Raw genomic sequence first — 19,561 nt, forward strand, 5'->3', positions numbered from 1 at the left:
AGAGCAATTTGATATGAAGGATTTAATGACCCCCTATTCCTTAGATCCTAATAGAAACAAGGTAGATCCGAGAGCAGGAGTCATTCCTGAGACAGTTGATATGGATGCTCCTTTCAGAGAGCCACTGGCAAGGCTTGTGACACATATTACCGACAGAAAAGAAATCAAACTCGGAATCAAGAAGATAACAAAAGAGAGCCCTGAGTATTGGGGCGTATATAATCTTATTACAGATGAGCAGTGCGAGATAGCGCTTAAGATGGAAAAGCGTAAACCCAAGACTTTTGAGCAGATCGCAGCTCTTTGTCCTGAGTACTCCAAGGAGGAACTTCAGAAGCACCTGGATGAAATGTCATATAACGGCATCATAGAGTGGAACTATGAGAATCCGAAGCATGAGAAGCAGTATGTGCTTCCTATGTTTGTTCCCGGATCTGCAGAGTTCTCAAACATGAACGGCAAGGTACTTGCAGCGCATCCTGAAGGCGGTCCTTTCTTTGAGAGAATGACACGTATTCCTCTTGAGGGACTTACACATATGGTTCCTCAGGGCGGCGCAGGTGTAGGAATGCATGTAATCCCTGTTGAGAAGGCTATTGAAATGCAGGGCAGCGCTATAGGTCTTGAGAAGATCTCATACTGGCTTGATTACTATGAGGGCAAGTATGCAGCTTCTCCTTGTTCCTGCAGAAGATCAAGAAAGACCTATGATCAGGGTTGTGCGGATGATCCTGAAGGATGGTGCATCGCAGTTGGCGATATGGCTGACTACGTCGTTGAGACTCAGAAGGATGGACGTTACATTACCAAGGAAGAAGCCCTTGAGATTTTCAAGCAGGCTGAAGATAACGGATTTGTACATCAGATCACAAACATCGATGGATCAGAGAAGATTTTCGCTATTTGTAACTGTAATGTAAACGTATGCTATGCGCTTCGTACATCACAGCTCTTTAATACACCTAATATGTCACGTTCAGCATATGTTGCTCACGTTGACAAGAATAACTGCGTAGCTTGCGGACGCTGCGTTGAGGTTTGTCCTGCCGGTGCTGCGACTCTTGGTCAGAAGCTCTGCAAGAAGGACGGCAGCGAGGTTATTTATCCTAAGATGCCTCTTCCTACAGAGAAGAAGTGGTCTACGGATATGTGGACTGAGGATTATCGTGACATAAACCGCATCAACACTCACAAAACAGGTACAGCTCCTTGTAAGACTGCATGTCCTGCACATCTTCCCGTACAGGGATATATTAAGATGGCTTCACAGGGCAGATACGATGAGGCTCTTGCCCTTATCAAGAAGTACAATCCGCTTCCGGCTGTTTGCGGACATGTTTGTAACAGACGTTGTGAGGATGCATGTACCAGAGGAACAATTGATGAGGCTCTTGCAATCGATGAGATCAAGAAGTTCGTTGCTATGCGCGATCTTAAGTCTGAGACACGCTTTGTACCGGATAAGGTAATTCCTAAGATCGGCGGAGGCTTTGATGAGAAAGTAGCTATCGTCGGTGCGGGCCCTGCAGGTATTTCCTGCGCTTATTACCTGGCTCTTAAGGGCTATAAGCCAACTCTTTTTGATAAGAATAAGAAAGCCGGCGGAATGGTTACATACGGAATTCCTTCCTTTGTAATGGAGAAGGATGTTATCGAGGCTGAAGTAGACGTTTTAAGAGACCTTGGAGTAGATATCCGTCTTGGAGTAGAAGTCGGAAAAGACATTACTCTTAAGCAGCTCAGAGATGAAGGCTACAAGGCATTTTATATCGCTATCGGATGTCAGGGCGGCAGAGGAATTAATGTACCCGGAGAGGACGCAGAGGGCGTTATCAAGGGCGTGGACATCCTCCATGATGTAATTGACGATGAGAATTACAAACTTAGTGGTGACACTGTAGTAATCGGTGGCGGAAATGTTGCTATAGACGTAAGCCGTACTGCTATTCGCTGCGGTTCATCCAAGGTTACTCAGGTATCTCTTGAAACAAGAGACATTATGCCGGCTCTTCCTGAGGAAATCGAAGTTGCAGAGTCCGAAGGAATTATTCTTCAGGGCGGATGGGGACCAAAGGAGATCCTCAAAGAGAACGGTAAAGTTAAGGGCATCGTATTCAAGAAGTGCACACAGGTTAAGAATGCAGAGGGACGATTCGATCCACAGTACGATGAGAGCCAGACTATGGAGATTGCATGCTCCAATGTTATTCTTGCAGTAGGTCAGGCAACCGTTTGGGGAGACCTTCTTAAGGATGAGAACGTAGAGTTCAGAGGACCGGCTCCTGTTGCAGACAGTGTAACATTCCAGACTTCCGTAAAAGACATATTTGTTGGCGGAGACATGTTCTATGGACCTAGATTTGCCATTGATGCCATTGCATGCGGAAAAGAAGGAGCAGAGTCTATTCACAGATTTGTACAGCCTCATTCCTCACTTACAATAGGTCGTGATCCTAACTTCTTCATTGAGTTGGATAAGGATGATATATCAATTAAAGATTATGACCATGTTGGACGCCAGCACCCCGGTGTTGGTAAGACTGAAGACGGCAAGCTGACATTCAGAGATACCAGACAGCTCCTTACAGAGGAACAGATTAAGAAAGAGACATCCAGATGTCTTGGCTGCGGAGCTTCAATCGTTGATCCTAACAAGTGTGTGGGCTGCGGACTTTGCACAACTAGATGCGAGTTTGACGCTATCAAACTCACCAGGGATAACCCAGGAGCTTCAACAATGAGAAAGGCAGAGGACAAGCTTAAATACATCCTTCCAAACGGCCTTAAACAGGCTGTTGCAAGGCCATTCATTAAAAAGACTCCAAAAGAGACAGCATGGCTGCCTGAGAGTGATAAATAATCGATATTTCATTTAAGATTAAGTCAAGTGAACAAAAATGTACACTTGACTTAATCTTTAAAAATGTTTATTAATAAGAAGCGAGCTTTCGGGCTAAATAAAAAAAGGGGCATTATTATAGCTAATGGCGACTAAGAAAACTAATACTACTAAAAAGAATTCATTACTTATTGTTGAGTCACCTACAAAGGTAAAGGCTATTAAGAAATTTTTGGGCAGCGGCTATGAAGTGGCAGCCAGTAACGGACATGTAAGGGATCTTCCCAGAAGTACCATGGGAATTGATATCGAGCATGGCTATGAGCCCAAGTATATAACTATCAGAGGAAAGGGAGATGTTCTTGCTGAACTCAGAAGACAGGTCAAGAAGGCTGACAAAGTTTATCTCGCAACCGACCCGGATCGTGAGGGAGAAGCTATCAGTTGGCACCTGTGCTCTGCACTTAAGCTTGATGAAGCCGATGCCAAGGTTCAGAGAGTGACCTTTAACGAGATCACTAAGAATGCTGTCAAGGAAGCTATGAAGCATCCAAGAGACATAGACATGAATCTTGTTGATGCACAGCAGGCAAGACGTGTTCTTGACAGAATGGTGGGTTATGAGATTTCTCCGCTTCTCTGGTCCAAAATAAAGCGCGGACTTTCAGCAGGTCGTGTTCAGTCTGTGGCACTTAGGATAATTGCCGACAGAGAGGAAGAGATAGATTCCTTTATTCCTACAGAATATTGGACACTGGATGCCAAGCTTATGGCTGAAGGCGAGAAGAAGCCGCTTGTTGCACACTATTACGGTATCGGGAACGACAAGAAAGAGATTTCATCAAAGAAGGAACTTGATGAGATATGTAAGGCAATTGAGGGCAAGAAGTTTGTTGTAAGTGATGTCAAGAAAGGTGAGAGAACCAAGAAGGCTCCGCTTCCTTTTACAACATCAACACTTCAGCAGGAAGCTTCCAAGGCTCTTAACTTCTCAACTCAGAAGACAATGAGAGTAGCTCAGCAGCTTTATGAAGGAATTGAACTCGGAAAAGAGGGAACAGTAGGTCTTATAACTTATCTTCGTACCGATTCAACCCGTGTATCCGATGAAGCTGTTGCGGCAGCCAATGATTATATAGTCAAGAATTTTGGCGATAAATACCTTGCTGACGGAGCAGGAGCCAAGAAGACGGAAGGTAAGATACAGGATGCTCATGAGGCGATCCGTCCCACATACATTGATCACACTCCCGTGATGGTCAAGGATTATCTCTCCAGAGATCAGTTCAGGCTTTATCAGCTTATCTGGAGAAGATTTATGGCAAGCAGAATGGCTGCTGCCAAGTATGAGACCACTTCTGTCAAGATTGATGCAGGAGAGCACAGATTTACCGTGGCTGCATCCAAGACTGTTTTTGACGGTTTCCTTAATGTCTATACTGATGATGAGGATCAGATTGAGAAGAATGCTCTCATGAAGAACCTTGATACAAATACCAAACTTAAATTTGATTCATTTGAGTCAGCACAGCACTTTACACAGCCGGCTCCTCATTATACAGAAGCTTCTCTGGTTCACGACCTTGAAGCTCTCGGAATTGGCAGACCAAGTACTTATGCGCCTACAATTTCAACTATCATGGCAAGGCACTACATTACGAAAGAAAACAAATCTCTTTTCATTACAGAGCTTGGCCAGGCTGTAAACAAGATGATGATGGATGCCTTCCCTCAGATTGTGGACGTAAACTTTACATCCAATATGGAAGCACTTCTTGATGGAATTGCTGAAGGTGATGTTAAGTGGAAGACTGTTATAGAGAATTTCTATCCTGATCTCGACAAGGCTGTGAAGGCTGCCGAGGAAGAACTTGAGAAGGTTCAGGTTCAGGATGAGGCAACAGATGAAATTTGTGAACTTTGCGGCAGAAATCTGGTTATCAAGTATGGCCCTCACGGTAAATTCCTGGCATGTCCGGGATTCCCTGAGTGCAAAAACACCAAGCCTTACTTTGAGAAGATCGGAGCAAGCTGTCCTAAGTGCGGCAAAGACATTGTTCTTAAGAGAACCAAGAAGGGCAGAATATTCTACGGATGTATCGATAACCCTAACTGCGACTTCATGTCATGGCAGAGACCTGTATCCAAGAAGTGTCCTAAGTGCGGCGGCGTAATGTATGCCAAGAACAATAAGCTTGCTTGTGGCAATCCGGAATGCGGATGGGTCGAGGACAAAGAGAATAAAGAAAACAACTAAACATAAAAAAATCATAAAGACTCGGACTGATTAAGGTCCGGGTCTTTTTTTGGTTTATAATAATATTTATATACGAAATGGAGGTAAAGACATCATGGATAACAACTCTGTAAATGGAAAAAGTGGCATTTCCGAGAAAATGCGATGGGGAATCATTGCTCAAACCGTTTTTGTGGTGGCTGCGCTTATTTTATCGGGCTATGCCTGTTTTAGAAGCCACGAGATCAGAAGAATCATAATTTATGCCGGACAAGCACTGGTTTGTCTTTTGATCATCGGATTCGGAACATTCAAGTCTAAGGATGAAAACAGAAAATATCTGGTATTTATCATCAATTGTTATGCGCTTTTGGAGATACTAAGAGCAGTTCTTATCATAACAACGGGAATAGAACCTGTTGTATCCGGCATAACAAGGCTCATTATGGCTGTCATTGCATGTAACTGTGTGATCCTTGCAGACAGAATAGATAAAAAGGATTCAGAGATAATTTCAATTGGAATCGTGGTTTTGGAAGTCATTCTGTATCTGGTTTTCATCTTTGGATTCCCCGGAGTAATGTACGGAAGGATCAACAAATTTATCCCTCTGGCGGGAGTACTTATCGCAGGAAGTATAGCTCTTTTTACAAAAGCTAAAAATCAGCAGCTTGGAACAGATGAAAGCGCTGAGACCACTTTTCCGAAGTGGACACAGGCAGTGGGAGTTTTACTTGCTGCTATCCTTGTTGTTGTATCTCTTGGAAACGTCGGAAGTAAGGGACAGCCGGGTACACCGGGAAGCTATGAAGAACTGTCTTCCTGGACGGATTCAGCACCTCTTAAGGCAGAACTTACTTCATATATGGCGGATATTACCGATATAAACAGTCCGAATTATATACCTGTTGACAGACGAATTGCAGTCTTTGATATGGATGGAACACTTATATCAGAGACCAATCCTTATTACTTTGATCATTGTCTTTTGATATACAGAGTTCTTGAGGATCCTGATTATAAGGACAAAGCTTCTGACTTTGAAAAAGAGACAGCATACGCAATACTTAAGGGAATACAGACCGGAGAATTTCCTGAGGATATGATGAATATGCACGGACAGGCTGTTGCCTCTGCATTTAAAGGGATGACGATGGATGAATTCATGGACTATGTTCTTAAGTTCAGAGAAGAAGCGGCTCCGGGATATGACGGAATGACAAGAAAAGAGTCTTTTTATCAGCCTATGGTTGAGGTTGTGGATTATCTGCAGGAAAACGGATTTACAGTATATGTTGTCAGCGGAACAGACAGAATTATATCCAGAGGAATAGTAAAAGATAAGCTCAATATTCCAATGAGCCAGGTTATAGGTTCAGATGAGAATATTATCTCAAGCAGCCAGGGAGATGCTGATGGGCTTGAAGTTCAAATGCAGCCGGGTGATAAGATCATTACCGGCGGAAAGTTCCTGACAAAAGATCTTCAGATGAACAAAGTATCCGTTATAGCGCAGGAGATTGGAGTACAGCCGGTACTGGCTTTTGGTAACAGCACCGGAGATTCCAGTATGTGCGATTATGTGGTTAACAATAATCCGTATAAGAGTTTGGCGTTTATGCTTTGTTGTGACGATCTTGAAAGAGAATACGGCAATGAAGCTAAGGCCAAGAAGATGCACGATTTGAGCATAGAGCATAATTGGGTTCCTGTTTCAATGAAAAATGACTGGACAACAATCTATGGCGAGGACGTAACCAAGAATCCTGATTTCGGCCTTGATTACTATTATGATTACGATATTCCGAACTAATCCATATATATTTATTTTCTGAAAACTTTAACGTTTTTTCATAATTGTAGGCGCTTTATTGTTTGAAGCGCCTATTTATTTATGCTATGATACAAATAGCGTAGTGAGTTTATATACGGTTTAACGTCTATGTTGAATCGTCACTATGAAAGGTGGGGAAATACCTGGTAAAGGAGAAATCTGATGAGTAGTGTACAGCTACTGGATAAGACCCGAAAGATTGGCAAGCTTTTGCACAACAGTAATTCCGGGAAGGTTGTCTTTAACGACATATGCAGAGTGCTATGTGACATCTTAGCCTCCAACATGTTTGTTATAAGTAAAAAGGGCAAAGTTCTCGGTATAGGCGAAAGTGAAAATGTTGATTCACTCAGCGATCTTTTGGTAGATAACGTTGGTTCGTTTATTGATCCGATGTTGAATGAAAGATTACTAACAATACTTTCGACAAAAGAAAACGTCAATCTTGAGACTCTTGGATTTGAAGGAATAGATGCATCCAAATTCCAGGCGATAATAACACCAATCGAAATAGCCGGAGAGAGGCTGGGCACTCTTTTTATATACAAGACCGACAAGCCTTACGACATCGATGATATTATTCTCTGCGAATACGGCACCACTGTTGTAGGACTTGAAATGCTCAGGGCAGTCAATGAGGAGAATGCAGAAGAAAGCAGAAAACTTGCAGTTGTAAAATCGGCAATAGGAACTCTTTCCTTCTCCGAGATGCAGGCCATCATTCATATATTTGATGAGCTGGACGGAATGGAAGGTGTGCTGGTAGCCAGCAAGATTGCTGACAGAGTTGGGATCACAAGAAGTGTTATCGTAAATGCCCTCAGGAAGTTTGAGAGCGCTGGGGTTATTGAATCGAGATCTTCAGGAATGAAGGGCACATACATTAAGGTTACCAACGATGTTGTCTTTGGCGAGATAAAAAAGCTAAAGCAGGAAATCTAAATTGCCGATGAATATTGTGAAAAACAGTATCAGCGACATGGATGGAAATTATGATGAAAGGATTTATCAAATGCGATAAATCCTTTTTTGTTTATTTCATACATTTTGTAGCAAAATATATACCGATATACAATATAAAGTATATTTTACTTGTATTTTACACAAAAAAATTTTATTATTAAATAGAGTAAAAAGGAGGAGTGGCTTTTGATAAACAGTAATGTCTTTGATTACATTAATGTCATGGATAAAGCGGCCGATGCATCATGGACCAGGAATGAGATAATTGCTAACAATATTGCAAATATCGATACTCCCGGATACAAGAGGCAGGACCTTAACTTTGAGAGCGAGCTGGAGAGGGCTTTGGGGCACTCCAGATATAAGACCATGGACAAAAAAGTTGCCGATATTAAGGATAAGCACCTTGAGGCAAGAGTGGTCAATGATTATTCCGGCTTCTCCTACAGAACAGATAAAAACAACGTTGACGTTGATACCGAAAACGTTCTATTGGCAGCCAATCAGCTCAAGTACCAGGGACTGATGGCAGGACTCAAGCATGAGTTCCAGACCATTAGTGCCGTAACAAGGTCTTCATGATAAGGAGGACAGAGCATGAATATATTTGATTCATTCAATATCAATTCATCGGGTATGACGGCTCAGAGATTCAGGATGGATATCATCTCTGAGAATATTGCCAATGCCAACACCACAAGAACAGCGGAAGGGACTCCTTATGTCAGGAAGGTTGTGAGATTTGCCGAGAAGGGCACTCAGACTCCTTTCTCAAGAATTTTAAATGAGAGACTTGACCACTATTCAGGCAGGGGAGTTAAGGTTGTAAGCGTTGAGGATGACAGCTGGACACAGATGAATATTGTCTACGATCCGTCACATCCGGATTCTGATGAGAACGGATATGTAACATATCCCAACGTCAACACAGTCACAGAGATGACCAACCTTATTGACGCCAGCAGATCATATGAGGCCAATGTAACAGCCTTTAATGCAAGTAAGAACATAGCTTCCAAGGGACTTGAACTTGGCAACAGTTAATGGGAGGGAGATAAATGGCATCTCTTGATATTTCGCAACTTAGAAATGTTACATCAGATGTTATACGACATGCTGAGAAGACTAACAGCAGAGTTTACAATGTGCTTGGGGATTCAACAGGAAACGATGAATCCTTTAAAAGCATTTTCTCGGCAGCTGTAGATAATATATCTACTACTAATGCTTATCTTTCTGACGCAGAGAACGAAGAAATCAAATGGGCTCTGGGTCAGACAGAGAATACACACGATCTTTCGATTGCTCTTCAGAAAGCGCAGATGGCGCTTCAATACACAGTGGCCATCAGAGATCGTGCGATGTCTGCGTATAGGGAGTTGACGCAGATGCAGATTTGAGCGATATAGGGATTCAAGGGCGTATATCGCGATAGCTTCATTTATAGAGGGGAGGGAGAATAAATGCCTGAAAGAGTAAGAGCTATTTGGCAGAAAATTCTCGACTGGTGGAACCAATTTACAGCCAGGCAGAAAACCTTGATCATAGGTGCCAGCACGGTTGTATTATTGACCATCATTATTTTGGTGTCTGTACTTAACCAACCGCAATATGTTTTATTGGCTACTGCCCAATCTACCAAGGAGGCTTCTGAGATAAGAGACCTTCTTGATTCTGATTCTATAAATTATAAAATGTCAGACGATGGACTTGAGTTTAGAGTTCTAAAGAAGGATCAGGCGTCAGCAAGTCTGCTGCTGGGAGCAAACGACATTCAGTCCTATGCTTACAGTATCGATAATGTCACCAACGGAAGCTTTTCAACAACTGAATCAGACAAACAAAAGAAATACGTACTCTATCTGGAATCAAGACTTGAGCAGGATTTTCTGTCAAAGTTTGATGCTGTGGAGAGAGCAAATGTACAGCTGAACATTCCTGATAACGACGGTACCCTTATTGGCAATAAAGAGCAGGCTCATGCGTGGATTCTTTTGACTATGAAAGAGGACGGCAAGTTTGATGAGGATAATGCAGCATATCTTGCAAGAGCGGTGGCTTCTGCCATAGGTAACGAGAACACCGATAACATTGTCATAATGGATTCGGCGGGCAACATGCTCTTTTCCGGAGGAGAAGATACGACAACTGCAGGCCTTGCAACAACTCAGCTTTCTGCCAAGGCCAAGGCTGAACAGATTGTAAAAGGTGAGGTTAAAAAGGTTCTTCTCGGAACCAAGCTCTATGACAATATAGAAGTTGCCAGCAATCTGGTAATGGATTTCAGCAATAAAGAAACTACAGAGCATACATACACTCCTGCGGAGGATCAGACTCAGGGTGTTCTCAGCCATGAAGATACATACAACGCTGAGAATGTCAGTGGAATAAGCGGAATTCCCGGAACTGATACGAATGCAGAGGATGAGACTACATACGTAACACAGGATAATACCAATTCAACTTCTTCAATTACCGAGGAGTCAAGGGATTACCTTCCGAATGAGAAGATAACTACAGAGACCAACGTCCCGGGGCGTATCAAATATGACGAGTCTTCAATTTCTGTCACGGCTATCAATTATGCCATTATGAAAGAAGAGGATTACAAAGCCGAAGAACATGAAAACATGACCTGGAATGACTTTAAGGTAAATAATACAGAACCTATAGTCATGGAAGTTCCGCCGGAGATGATAAATGTAGTATCCAAGGCCACCGGAATAACGTCTGAAAATGTCGCAATGGCAGCATATACGGAGTATGTATTTTTCGACAGAACAGCCAATGCTGTTACTGTAACCGATGTCCTTCAGATTGTACTCATTCTTGTAATCCTTGCACTTCTGGCATTCATCATCATCAGAAGCATGTGGACCAGCAAGAAGACAGAGGAAGTTCCGGAGCAGCCGGAAGAGCTTTCTGTTGAACAGCTTCTTGAGTCACAGCCGGAAGAGATTCTCAGTGATATCGAGATGGATCAGGGATCGGAGACCAAGAGACTTATCGAGAAGTTTGTTGACGAGAATCCGGAAGCAGCGGCTACACTTCTCAGGAACTGGCTCAATGAGGACTTCGTTTAATTAGAAATTTTAAAGGGGAGTAATGAAACTATGATGGACATGGAAGAAACCGGTGGAAATGCCTTAACCGCCGATTTTACGGGGACACAAAAAGCGGCGATTCTTCTGATCGCACTGGGACCGGAAAAATCCTCCGCCATATTTAAGCATCTCAAGGAAGAAGAAATAGAGGAGCTTACTCTGGAGATTGCCAATACGAGAAGTGTAACTTCTCAGATAAAAGAGGCAGTTCTTGAAGAGTTCTACGGAGTTTGCCTTGCACAGCAGTATATTGCAGAAGGTGGTATCACCTATGCCAAAGAGCTTCTTGAAAAAGCTCTCGGTGAGGATAAGGCTCTGGATGTTATCAGTAAGCTCACTGCTTCACTTCAGGTTAAGCCTTTTGAGTTTATCAGAAAGACTGAACCTTCGCAGATCCTTACATTCATTCAGGATGAGCATCCGCAGACAATTGCCCTTATTTTGTCATATATGTCTCCGGCTCAGAGCGCTATGATCCTTTCTGCTCTTGCGCCTGACAGACAGGCTGATGTTGCAAAGCGTATAGCAGCAATGGACAGAACAAGTCCGGATACGATAAAAGAGGTAGAGAAGGTATTGGAATCAAAGCTGTCATCACTTGTAAACCAGGATTACACAATCATCGGTGGTGTGGACGCTGTAGTAGAAATCCTCAACACCGTAGACCGAGCAACAGAGAAACACATTATGGAGACTCTGGAAATCGAAGAGCCGGAGCTTGCCGACGAGATCAGAAAGAAGATGTTCGTATTCGAGGATGTTCTTCTTCTGGACGACAGATCCATTCAGAGAGTGCTGCGTGAGGTTGAGAACTCTGATCTTGCTCTTGCATGTAAGAGTGCTACCGAGCAGGTACAGACAGCTATCTTCAACAACCTCTCCAAGCGTCTGGCTGCTATGATCAAGGAAGATATGGACTTCATGGGCCCTGTGCGTATGAAGGATGTTGAGGAAGCTCAGCAGAAGATTGTAAATGTAATCAGAAAGCTCGAGGATTCCGGTGAGATCGTAATCTCCAGAGGTGGAGGTGATGAACTAGTTGTCTAATCTTTTTAAAGCTGGCTTCGTAAGCTATGATCAGTCTGAAGCAAGGATCATAGACAGTAACGAGCTGGCTAATCAAAAAATAGAAGCTTTTCAGGAGCTTGAACTAAAGAAACAAAGGGCTCAGATGGCCGCGGATGAGCCCTCCTATGACGGTGGTGAAGGGGATGATTTTATCCCCGGCATCGATATGGAGCAGTTATCGCAGCTAACAGAGGATCAGAGCATGCTGGAATCAGTTCCTGATCCTCAATTTGATATGGAAGCAATGCAGGCTGAGATTGATCTTAAGCTCCAGCAGGCTCAGGAACAGGCTGATATGATAATAAACAATGCTCATCAACAGGCTCAGGAGATTATGGCTTCCGCTCAGCAGCAAGGACATCAGGAAGGTTATGATGCAGGATATCAGGAAGGTGTTGCAGCTGCCCAGGCGCTCCAGGCAGACTATGAACAGCAGCGCGAAGATCTGGAAAAAGAGTATCAGCAGATAGTCGACGAGCTCGAGCCTGAAATGGTGGATGTACTCACACAGATCTATGAGCATGTTTTTAATATTGAACTTAGAGAAGATAAGGGAATAATCCTTCATCTTTTGAAGACAACTCTTTCCAGGATCGAAACCGGCAACGATCTCATTGTCCATATTTCATCTGATGATTACGATGATGTCATGGATCAGAAGGACGAGCTGGATGCCTGCATCACATCGCCCAATACTAGCATGGAGATAATTGAGGATCCGCTCCTTAAGGAAAATGAGTGCATGATAGAATCAGACAGCGGTGTATTTGACTGCAGCCTGGGCGTTGAACTTTCAGAAATCACAAGGAAACTTAAGCTCCTTTCTTTTGACAGAAAACGAAGATAAAGGCGGATAAATATGCTTATAAGTTCGGTTGATTTGTCAAAATACAAAAAGATGCAAAATGCACCGTTTTACCGCACAAGAGGTAAGGTGGTCAATGTTATCGGTCTTACCATCGAGTCTGCCGGACCGGATGCCAAGCTTGGAGATATATGCCTTATTTATCCCAAGAAAAAGACAGACGATCCTATAACAGACCGTGTTGTAAAACCTTCTATGGCGGAGGTTGTAGGCTTTAAGGACGGTCATGTCCAATTGATGCCTTATGAGAATACCAGCGGTATCGGTAACGGAAGCATTGTAGAAAATACGGATTCACCGCTTCGAGTAAATGTTGGTGAAGGACTTTTGGGGAAGACTCTGGACGGCCTTGGCAGGATAGACGGAACAAACTATGGCCAGGGTGTACAGCTTGAAGGAGGCGTGGCATACTCTGTCGAGAATCAGCCACCGGATCCCATGACCAGAGACCCTATTTCAGAGGTGCTTCCTCTTGGCGTAAAAGCGGTAGATGGTCTTCTTACTGTGGGTAAAGGACAGCGTATCGGTATATTTGCCGGATCCGGTGTCGGAAAATCCACACTTCTTGGTATGTTTGCAAGAAATACTCAGGCCGATATAAATGTTATAGCCCTTATCGGGGAGCGTGGAAGAGAGGTGCGCGAATTCATCGAGCGAGATATGGGCGAGGAAGGTATGAAGAGATCCATAGTGGTCTGTGCTACTTCTGACAAGCCTGCGCTTGAGAGACTTAAGGCCGCCAAAACTGCCACTTCGATTGCTGAGTATTTCAGAGATAAAGGTAAGGATGTCCTTCTGATGATGGATTCGCTTACCCGTTTTTCAATGGCTCAGAGAGAGATTGGTCTTGCCAGCGGAGAACCTCCGGTTTCAAGAGGATATCCTCCGTCTGTATATGCCGAAATGCCCAAGCTCCTTGAAAGAGCAGGAAGATCCCGAAAGGGGTCAATCACAGGTCTTTATACTGTCCTTGTAGACGGCGATGATATGAATGAGCCGATCACGGATACTGCACGTGGTATCCTTGACGGGCATATTGTTCTTAACAGAAAGCTTGCTCAAAAGAATCATTATCCGGCCATAGATGTACTGGCCAGCATTTCAAGATGTATGTCTGCCATAGCTGATCCGGAACACAAAAAAGCTGCAGGTAAGCTCAAGACTGTTCTTGCAACCTACAATGATGCGGAAGATCTGATAAATATCGGAGCATACAGAAGCGGCGCCAACAAAAACATTGATTATGCGATATCGAAGATAGATCAGGTAAATGCTTTCCTGACACAGGAGACGGACGAGAAATTCACATTTGAGGATATCAGAAATCAGCTGCTTGGTATATTCAGAGATTAAGAGGCTTGATTTATGGCAAGGTTTGTCTACAAAATGCAAAGTGTCCTCAATATCAAGCAGCAGACAGAAAACCAGACCAAGATGGAGTTCGCTGTAGCACAGGCAGAGCTCAACAAGCAGCTTGATATTCTTGAGGAATACATAACAAGAAAAGAGAATTATCTTAGAGAAGCAGAAGAGCTAAGAAATGATGACAGCTTAAAACTCCAGGAGATTCTGGATAATCAGTATGCGACTGCGCAGATGGATGTAATGATCAAACATCAGGCGGGAGTGATCAAACAGTATGAAGACCGCGTCGAACAGGTGAGGATCAAACTGACCAGGAACATCCAGGAGCGAAAGATGCAGGAGACTCTTAGAGACAGAGCATTTTCAGAGTACCTTGAGGAGCAGAAGCAGGAAGAAGCAAAAGAAAACGATCAGCGAACAAGCTTTACTTACGGACAAAAACAAAAGGAAGAGGAATAAATGGCTGATACTAATTTATTAAATACACCTGAAGACCCTAAAGCGGCCAAGGCCAAGCTAAAAGCTGACAAAAAAGAATACAGAAAAAAGCTTAAAGAACAGGTTAAGGCACAAAAGGAGCAGGAAAGAGAGTTTGCCGACAGAGCTGCGGAGATTAACGGAGATAATGCCGGAGGGCTTGCAACACTGGTAATTACATTCCTGATAATTCTCATATGGCTGGCAATCATGGTGCTTCTTGTAAAGCTTGATGTTGGCGGCTTTGGCTCGGATGTACTTGCTCCGATTCTTAAGGATGTTCCGTATGTTAATTGGATCCTTCCTGAGGGTTCTTATGAGAAGAAGTCTTCAAGCAGTACTGACACTCAGGATATAACAGTAACAGATGTCTCCGGTGATGGAACAACTTCAGGCTCTTTAGAAACTATGGAGGATGCTCTTGCATATATTAAGAGACTGGAACAGGCCCTTCAGTCAGAGATGGAGCAAAACAGTGCTCTTTCTACAGAAAACGAGAAATTAAAAGCTGAAGTTACAAGACTTGCCCCTTTTGAACTTCAGCAAAAAGAGTTTTATGAGGAGCGAGAGAAATTTTACAACGAAGTGGTATACGGTGAAAATGCTCCTGACGCAGCAAATTACAGGCAGTACTATGAGGAGATTGATCCCGATACAGCTGCTGAGATTTACAGAAGTGTTGTTCAGGGCGGCGTAGATGATGCGGCTATAAAGGCTTTCGCAACTACTTATTCGGGAATGAAGGCAAAGAGTGCGGCCAAGATCTTTGACGAAATGGTAACAGAGAACCAGATAGAGCTTGTTGCAAGAATCCTGGCACAGATGTCTGTTGAAAACAGAGGCGATATCCTGGCTGCTATGGAAGAACCCAATGCTGCCAAGCTGACACAACTTCTTGAACCTAATGCGCTTGAGCAGAAGACGACTAAGGTTACAGGTTAAATTGTATAAATTGATATATCCACCATCAGCTTTGATGGTGGATTTTTTTGTACATAGTGAATTTGTTTATGAAATTTTCATACATAGTTTAATGTAATATTGACTATTAACAGATATACTTAATAAAGGAAAACTTTATTTCAAAAAAGGAGAAAAGCCTCATGAAAATGTTCTATGGAAAAAGCGCATCATGTAATGTGAAAGAAGCGGTATCCGGGCTTAGTAAGCCTAAACTGATTGTCTTTACCTGTAGTGCAGACAGCTTTGAAAAAGCGGTTGCAGATGTTGAACAGTTATTCCCCGGCGTTCCGAGCATCGGCTGTGTCGGTATGGGATATGATGCATCAATTCTGGAAAATGGCGTTTCCGTAATGGCATTTTCTGAGGGCGTAACGGTCGCATCAGGTATTCTTGAGAGTGTTTCTACAATGCCTGCAAGATATATCGGCAGACTTGAAGAAGATATAAAAAAGGTAAAACCGGGAAGCGAAAATACAGCTATTATCGACTTCTGTACTGGAAATGATGCTGCGGTTCTTACAACTCTACGTGGACTTGTTGATAAATACAATCTTCAGATCATGGGAGCAACAGGTGATGCCGGAAAAGTTTCCTGTAATGGTAAGATTTATCAGGATGCAATGACTTATGCCGTAATCCGCAACGAAGGCGGAAGAGTTAAGACATATAAGGAAAATATCTATGTTCCAAGAGATAACACACAGCTTATCGCATCCAAGACGGATAAAGCAAAATACTATCTTGGCGAACTCAATGGCCGTTCAGCTAAGCAGGTATATATGGATCTTACACATACTTCTACAGATAAGGAAATCGTAAATCAGACCTTTAAGAATCCTCTTGGAAAGATGATCGGAAATGATGTATGTATCGTTTCTATCAAGGACGTGGCAGGCTCCGGACTTATCTGTTACAGACAGATCAATGACTCCGATATCTTAACAATCCTTGAGATGCGTGATCCTATGGAAGTTGCGCAGGCTACAATCGATAAGATAAAGAATGACTTTAATAAGATTTCCGGTGTATATTCGGTTAACTGTATATTCCGCTATCTGGTTCTGAAGGAAAGAGGTGAACTTAATTCCTATCTGGGCAAAATAGCTACCCTTGGCACCTCCTGTGGGCTCATTGGATTCGGTGAGCATTACAATTCGCAATTTGTTAATCAGACAATGACCTGTGTTGTATTCGAATAATAAGGAGAGAATGGATATGCTTACAGATATTTTTAAGAAAAAGAATGAAACTGTGGAAAATCAGCCCAAGGTAGAGGTTAAAGATGATAGTGAGAGATTGCAATCTCTTATCTATATTGCTGATTCAATAGAAGTTTTTCAGAAAGAGCTCGTTCAGAACGAACTGAATTCTCTGACTGAAATACATGATATGGGAGAAGCGGTTGGAGCGGTTATTGAAAGCAATGCGCAGCTTAGAGAGCAGATGGATGCTTTCAATGAAATGTTTGATGCTGTTAATCAAAGTGCTTCCAAATTCGAGGACGTTAAAGTCAACATTCTTAACAGTGTTGAAAATGCCCAGAATAAGGTTGAAGAACTCAAGTCAAGCTCAAATGAGGTAAGAGCGAGCTTTGATGAAATGGCACAGGGCTTTGAAAACTTCAAGAGTGCTGTTGATCAGATTTCGGATTACATGAAAAAGATCATCGGAATTGCAACTCAGACAAATCTTCTTGCGCTTAATGCTTCAATTGAAGCTGCAAGAGCAGGAGCTGCAGGAAAAGGCTTTGCTGTAGTTGCAACTGAGGTAAGGGAACTTGCCGATGAGATCAAAGTGATGATCAGTCAGGTAAATGCTTCAATTGATGCAGCCGGACAGGAAAGTGAGAAGCTTTCAGTCAGCATGGAGAACTCAATAAATGCTATGGACAGAAGCCTTAAAGAAGTAGACGAGACCAAAGATACGTTTATTGAGATCATCGAGAGTGCCAATGGTGCCAATGCAGTACAGCAGGAGATTTCAGATACAGCAGATACTGCATCCGATGAACTCTCCAGGATTGGAAACAGCTTCAATGATATAAACAACAAATACGACGCACTTGTTAACCAGCTCGACAGAGTAAATGCACTGGGAACCACAAAGAGCAGTGTGTTCGAACATATCGATAATCTTGTATCACAGATTCCTCCGATTGTTAAAAACAAGTGATCAGAGTGTTAAAAGGCGCCGTTTAAGGCGCCTTTTTGTTAAAAGAAATTTTGGCGTAAAGCTAAAGTTATTTCTGTATGTTCCGATATATTTAACGAAAGATTATGGGCGGAGTATGTATGCCCATAAAAAATAGAATATGGAAGGAGGGTTTTGATGAGCAGTGCAAATAATATGGTGAGCACAATGGCAGCTTACCTGGTACAGGGCACTGCAGCCACAAGCGTTTCAAATGTCACAACAGTCAGAGATGCATCAAGAGCAGTAAACAGCAGTTTTGACATGGTTCTGAACAAGGTATCAGATACAATGATCCAGAATAAGACAACGGATGTATCGAAACAGGCAAATCAGTCTTTGGATAACGCAAAACAGGTTAAGGCAAATACTTCTACTACAAAGATTGATGAAAACAGACAGACAGAAATCACAAAAGCTGATTTACAGGAAACAAACAGCGTTGAAGATAACAATACAAATACTGTGATAGATGAAACGGAAGGCGCAAAAGCTGACACAAAGCTGCAGGAAGCCATAAATGAGGCAGGAAAAGAGCTTGTAGCTCAATTCGCAGAAGAACTAAACATCTCAGAGGATGATGTAGTAAATGCGATGCAGATACTTGGCCTCATGGCAGTAGATCTTTTGAATCCGGCTAACATAGCTCAGATGCTCACTCAGATAAGCGGCCAGGAGGAGACAATCGATCTTATAACAGACACTGACATATATACTTCATTGCAGGACCTCATGGAGGGTGCAGAAAGTATGAAGGACGAACTTATGAATGAGTTCGATCTGTCAGAGGAAGAACTTCAGGCAGGCATATCAGATGCTAAAGAGGACTTTGGAAAAGTCATTGAAGGAAATCTTAATGCAAAAGTCGAAGCAGAGCCTGAAGATGAAATTAACGAAAACGTAAAGACCGCAACCGGTGAAGAAGCTTTCGTTAATACAGACAAGAACACAAAGACCGGTGCACCACAGTCAGAGGCGTTCACAGACCGGCCAATGGTTGAAGAGAAGAAAGTCGAGATTACCACAAATGGTTCAAAGGAAGGCGGTAACAAAAATTCTCTTAACAATGGCGCAGAGTCATCAAATCTTTTCAATCAGGTAATGAATAATATCGCAGATGCTGCTGTCAAAGTGGACGGAACGGATATGGTTTCCTACACGGACAGAGCACAGATGGAAAACATTATTAGACAGATCACTGAAAAGATAACCATTTCAGCAAAAGCAGAAGAGACATCAATGGAACTTCAGCTCCATCCCGCAAGTCTCGGTAATGTAAATATTCTTTTAACCAGTGGTAAAGACGGAATAGTAGCTAAGTTTACAGCACAGAATACATTGGTAAAAGAGGCTGTTGAAGCACAGATGGTACAGCTTCAGCAGAAGTTTGATGAGCAGGGTATAAAGGTTACTTCAATCGAAGTTACAATCGCAAGCCACGGTTTCGAGCAGAATCTTGAACAGGGTAATGAAAGACAGAGCGGTGAAGCGGGTGCAGAGAGAAAGGTTAAGCCCCTCAGAAGGATAAACCTTGGAGAGCTTGATGAAGATGAGACTATCGAAGCTCAGAGCGATGCTGAAAGAATAGCGCTTCAAATGATGGCAGCAAATGGTAATATGGTTGACTTCAGTGCGTAACTGAAGCTCAGGAAAAAGA

At 42.8% G+C, this 19,561-nt stretch carries 16 protein-coding genes; all 16 read left to right on the top strand.

Annotated features, from left to right (window positions below):
- The first annotated feature begins 100 nt into the window (after positions 1-100).
- The 16 genes from G590_RS0101045 to G590_RS0101120 all read left to right on the top strand — a co-directional run bounded on the left by G590_RS0101045 (position 101) and on the right by G590_RS0101120 (position 19,542).
- Positions 101-2,860, top strand: a complete 2,760-nt coding sequence (locus G590_RS0101045; RefSeq protein ID WP_051142107.1) for an FAD-dependent oxidoreductase — start codon at positions 101-103, stop codon at positions 2,858-2,860.
- A 124-nt stretch (positions 2,861-2,984) separates the two neighbouring features.
- Positions 2,985-5,096 (top strand): type I DNA topoisomerase, encoded by a 2,112-nt coding sequence (topA, locus tag G590_RS0101050; RefSeq protein WP_022763813.1) that lies wholly within the window; start codon positions 2,985-2,987, stop codon positions 5,094-5,096.
- 94 nt (positions 5,097-5,190) lie between these two features.
- The gene (locus G590_RS20260; protein WP_022763814.1) at positions 5,191-6,888 is read left to right on the top strand and encodes an HAD family hydrolase; all 1,698 of its coding nucleotides are present in this window, start codon (positions 5,191-5,193) and stop codon (positions 6,886-6,888) included.
- 183 nt (positions 6,889-7,071) lie between these two features.
- The gene (gene codY, locus G590_RS0101060; RefSeq protein ID WP_022763815.1) at positions 7,072-7,851 is read left to right on the top strand and encodes a GTP-sensing pleiotropic transcriptional regulator CodY; all 780 of its coding nucleotides are present in this window, start codon (positions 7,072-7,074) and stop codon (positions 7,849-7,851) included.
- 207 nt (positions 7,852-8,058) lie between these two features.
- Positions 8,059-8,454 carry a flagellar basal body rod protein FlgB gene (flgB, locus tag G590_RS0101065; RefSeq protein ID WP_022763816.1) on the top strand — a complete coding sequence of 132 codons (396 nt, stop codon included), beginning with the start codon at positions 8,059-8,061 and terminating at the stop codon, positions 8,452-8,454.
- Positions 8,455-8,469: 15 nt separating this feature from the next.
- Positions 8,470-8,916, top strand: coding sequence for a flagellar basal body rod protein FlgC (flgC, locus tag G590_RS0101070; RefSeq protein WP_022763817.1), 447 nt, complete (start codon positions 8,470-8,472; stop codon positions 8,914-8,916).
- A gap of 14 nt (positions 8,917-8,930) precedes the next feature.
- Entirely contained in the window at positions 8,931-9,272 is a 342-nt protein-coding gene (fliE, locus tag G590_RS0101075; RefSeq protein ID WP_022763818.1) for a flagellar hook-basal body complex protein FliE, read from the top strand.
- A gap of 63 nt (positions 9,273-9,335) precedes the next feature.
- Positions 9,336-10,955: a flagellar basal-body MS-ring/collar protein FliF gene (gene fliF, locus G590_RS0101080; RefSeq protein WP_022763819.1), complete on the top strand. Its 1,620-nt coding sequence runs from the start codon at positions 9,336-9,338 to the stop codon at positions 10,953-10,955.
- 30 nt (positions 10,956-10,985) lie between these two features.
- On the top strand, positions 10,986-12,023 hold the full coding sequence (fliG, locus tag G590_RS0101085) for a flagellar motor switch protein FliG (protein WP_022763820.1): 1,038 nt from the start codon (positions 10,986-10,988) through the stop codon (positions 12,021-12,023).
- Positions 12,016-12,891, top strand: coding sequence for a FliH/SctL family protein (locus tag G590_RS0101090; protein ID WP_022763821.1), 876 nt, complete (start codon positions 12,016-12,018; stop codon positions 12,889-12,891). The genes fliG and G590_RS0101090 overlap by 8 nt, the downstream gene beginning before the upstream one ends.
- Positions 12,892-12,903: 12 nt before the next feature.
- The gene (fliI, locus tag G590_RS0101095; RefSeq protein WP_022763822.1) at positions 12,904-14,262 is read left to right on the top strand and encodes a flagellar protein export ATPase FliI; all 1,359 of its coding nucleotides are present in this window, start codon (positions 12,904-12,906) and stop codon (positions 14,260-14,262) included.
- Between the two features lie 12 nt (positions 14,263-14,274).
- Entirely contained in the window at positions 14,275-14,733 is a 459-nt protein-coding gene (locus G590_RS0101100; RefSeq protein WP_026493831.1) for a flagellar export protein FliJ, read from the top strand.
- On the top strand, positions 14,734-15,693 hold the full coding sequence (locus G590_RS17980) for a hypothetical protein (RefSeq protein ID WP_051142103.1): 960 nt from the start codon (positions 14,734-14,736) through the stop codon (positions 15,691-15,693).
- Positions 15,694-15,854: 161 nt separating this feature from the next.
- Positions 15,855-16,913, top strand: coding sequence for an FIST signal transduction protein (locus tag G590_RS0101110; RefSeq protein ID WP_022763823.1), 1,059 nt, complete (start codon positions 15,855-15,857; stop codon positions 16,911-16,913).
- A 16-nt stretch (positions 16,914-16,929) separates the two neighbouring features.
- Positions 16,930-17,886: a methyl-accepting chemotaxis protein gene (locus G590_RS0101115; protein ID WP_022763824.1), complete on the top strand. Its 957-nt coding sequence runs from the start codon at positions 16,930-16,932 to the stop codon at positions 17,884-17,886.
- A gap of 156 nt (positions 17,887-18,042) precedes the next feature.
- Positions 18,043-19,542 (top strand): flagellar hook-length control protein FliK, encoded by a 1,500-nt coding sequence (locus tag G590_RS0101120; protein WP_022763825.1) that lies wholly within the window; start codon positions 18,043-18,045, stop codon positions 19,540-19,542.
- The last annotated feature ends 19 nt before the right edge of the window (positions 19,543-19,561 follow it).

The organism is Butyrivibrio sp. XPD2006 (assembly GCF_000420865.1).
Taxonomy (GTDB): domain Bacteria; phylum Bacillota; class Clostridia; order Lachnospirales; family Lachnospiraceae; genus Butyrivibrio.

Coding starts and splice junctions, on each gene's coding strand:
- G590_RS0101045 (WP_051142107.1), top strand. CDS start 101: ATGGATGCTCCTTTCAGAGAGCCACTGGCAAGGCTTGTGACACATATT.
- G590_RS0101100 (WP_026493831.1), top strand. CDS start 14,275: ATGGCAAGGTTTGTCTACAAAATGCAAAGTGTCCTCAATATCAAGCAG.
- codY (WP_022763815.1), top strand. CDS start 7,072: ATGAGTAGTGTACAGCTACTGGATAAGACCCGAAAGATTGGCAAGCTT.
- fliE (WP_022763818.1), top strand. CDS start 8,931: ATGGCATCTCTTGATATTTCGCAACTTAGAAATGTTACATCAGATGTT.
- fliI (WP_022763822.1), top strand. CDS start 12,904: ATGCTTATAAGTTCGGTTGATTTGTCAAAATACAAAAAGATGCAAAAT.
- fliF (WP_022763819.1), top strand. CDS start 9,336: ATGCCTGAAAGAGTAAGAGCTATTTGGCAGAAAATTCTCGACTGGTGG.
- G590_RS0101120 (WP_022763825.1), top strand. CDS start 18,043: ATGAGCAGTGCAAATAATATGGTGAGCACAATGGCAGCTTACCTGGTA.
- topA (WP_022763813.1), top strand. CDS start 2,985: ATGGCGACTAAGAAAACTAATACTACTAAAAAGAATTCATTACTTATT.
- flgC (WP_022763817.1), top strand. CDS start 8,470: ATGAATATATTTGATTCATTCAATATCAATTCATCGGGTATGACGGCT.
- G590_RS17980 (WP_051142103.1), top strand. CDS start 14,734: ATGGCTGATACTAATTTATTAAATACACCTGAAGACCCTAAAGCGGCC.
- fliG (WP_022763820.1), top strand. CDS start 10,986: ATGATGGACATGGAAGAAACCGGTGGAAATGCCTTAACCGCCGATTTT.
- G590_RS20260 (WP_022763814.1), top strand. CDS start 5,191: ATGGATAACAACTCTGTAAATGGAAAAAGTGGCATTTCCGAGAAAATG.
- G590_RS0101110 (WP_022763823.1), top strand. CDS start 15,855: ATGAAAATGTTCTATGGAAAAAGCGCATCATGTAATGTGAAAGAAGCG.
- G590_RS0101115 (WP_022763824.1), top strand. CDS start 16,930: ATGCTTACAGATATTTTTAAGAAAAAGAATGAAACTGTGGAAAATCAG.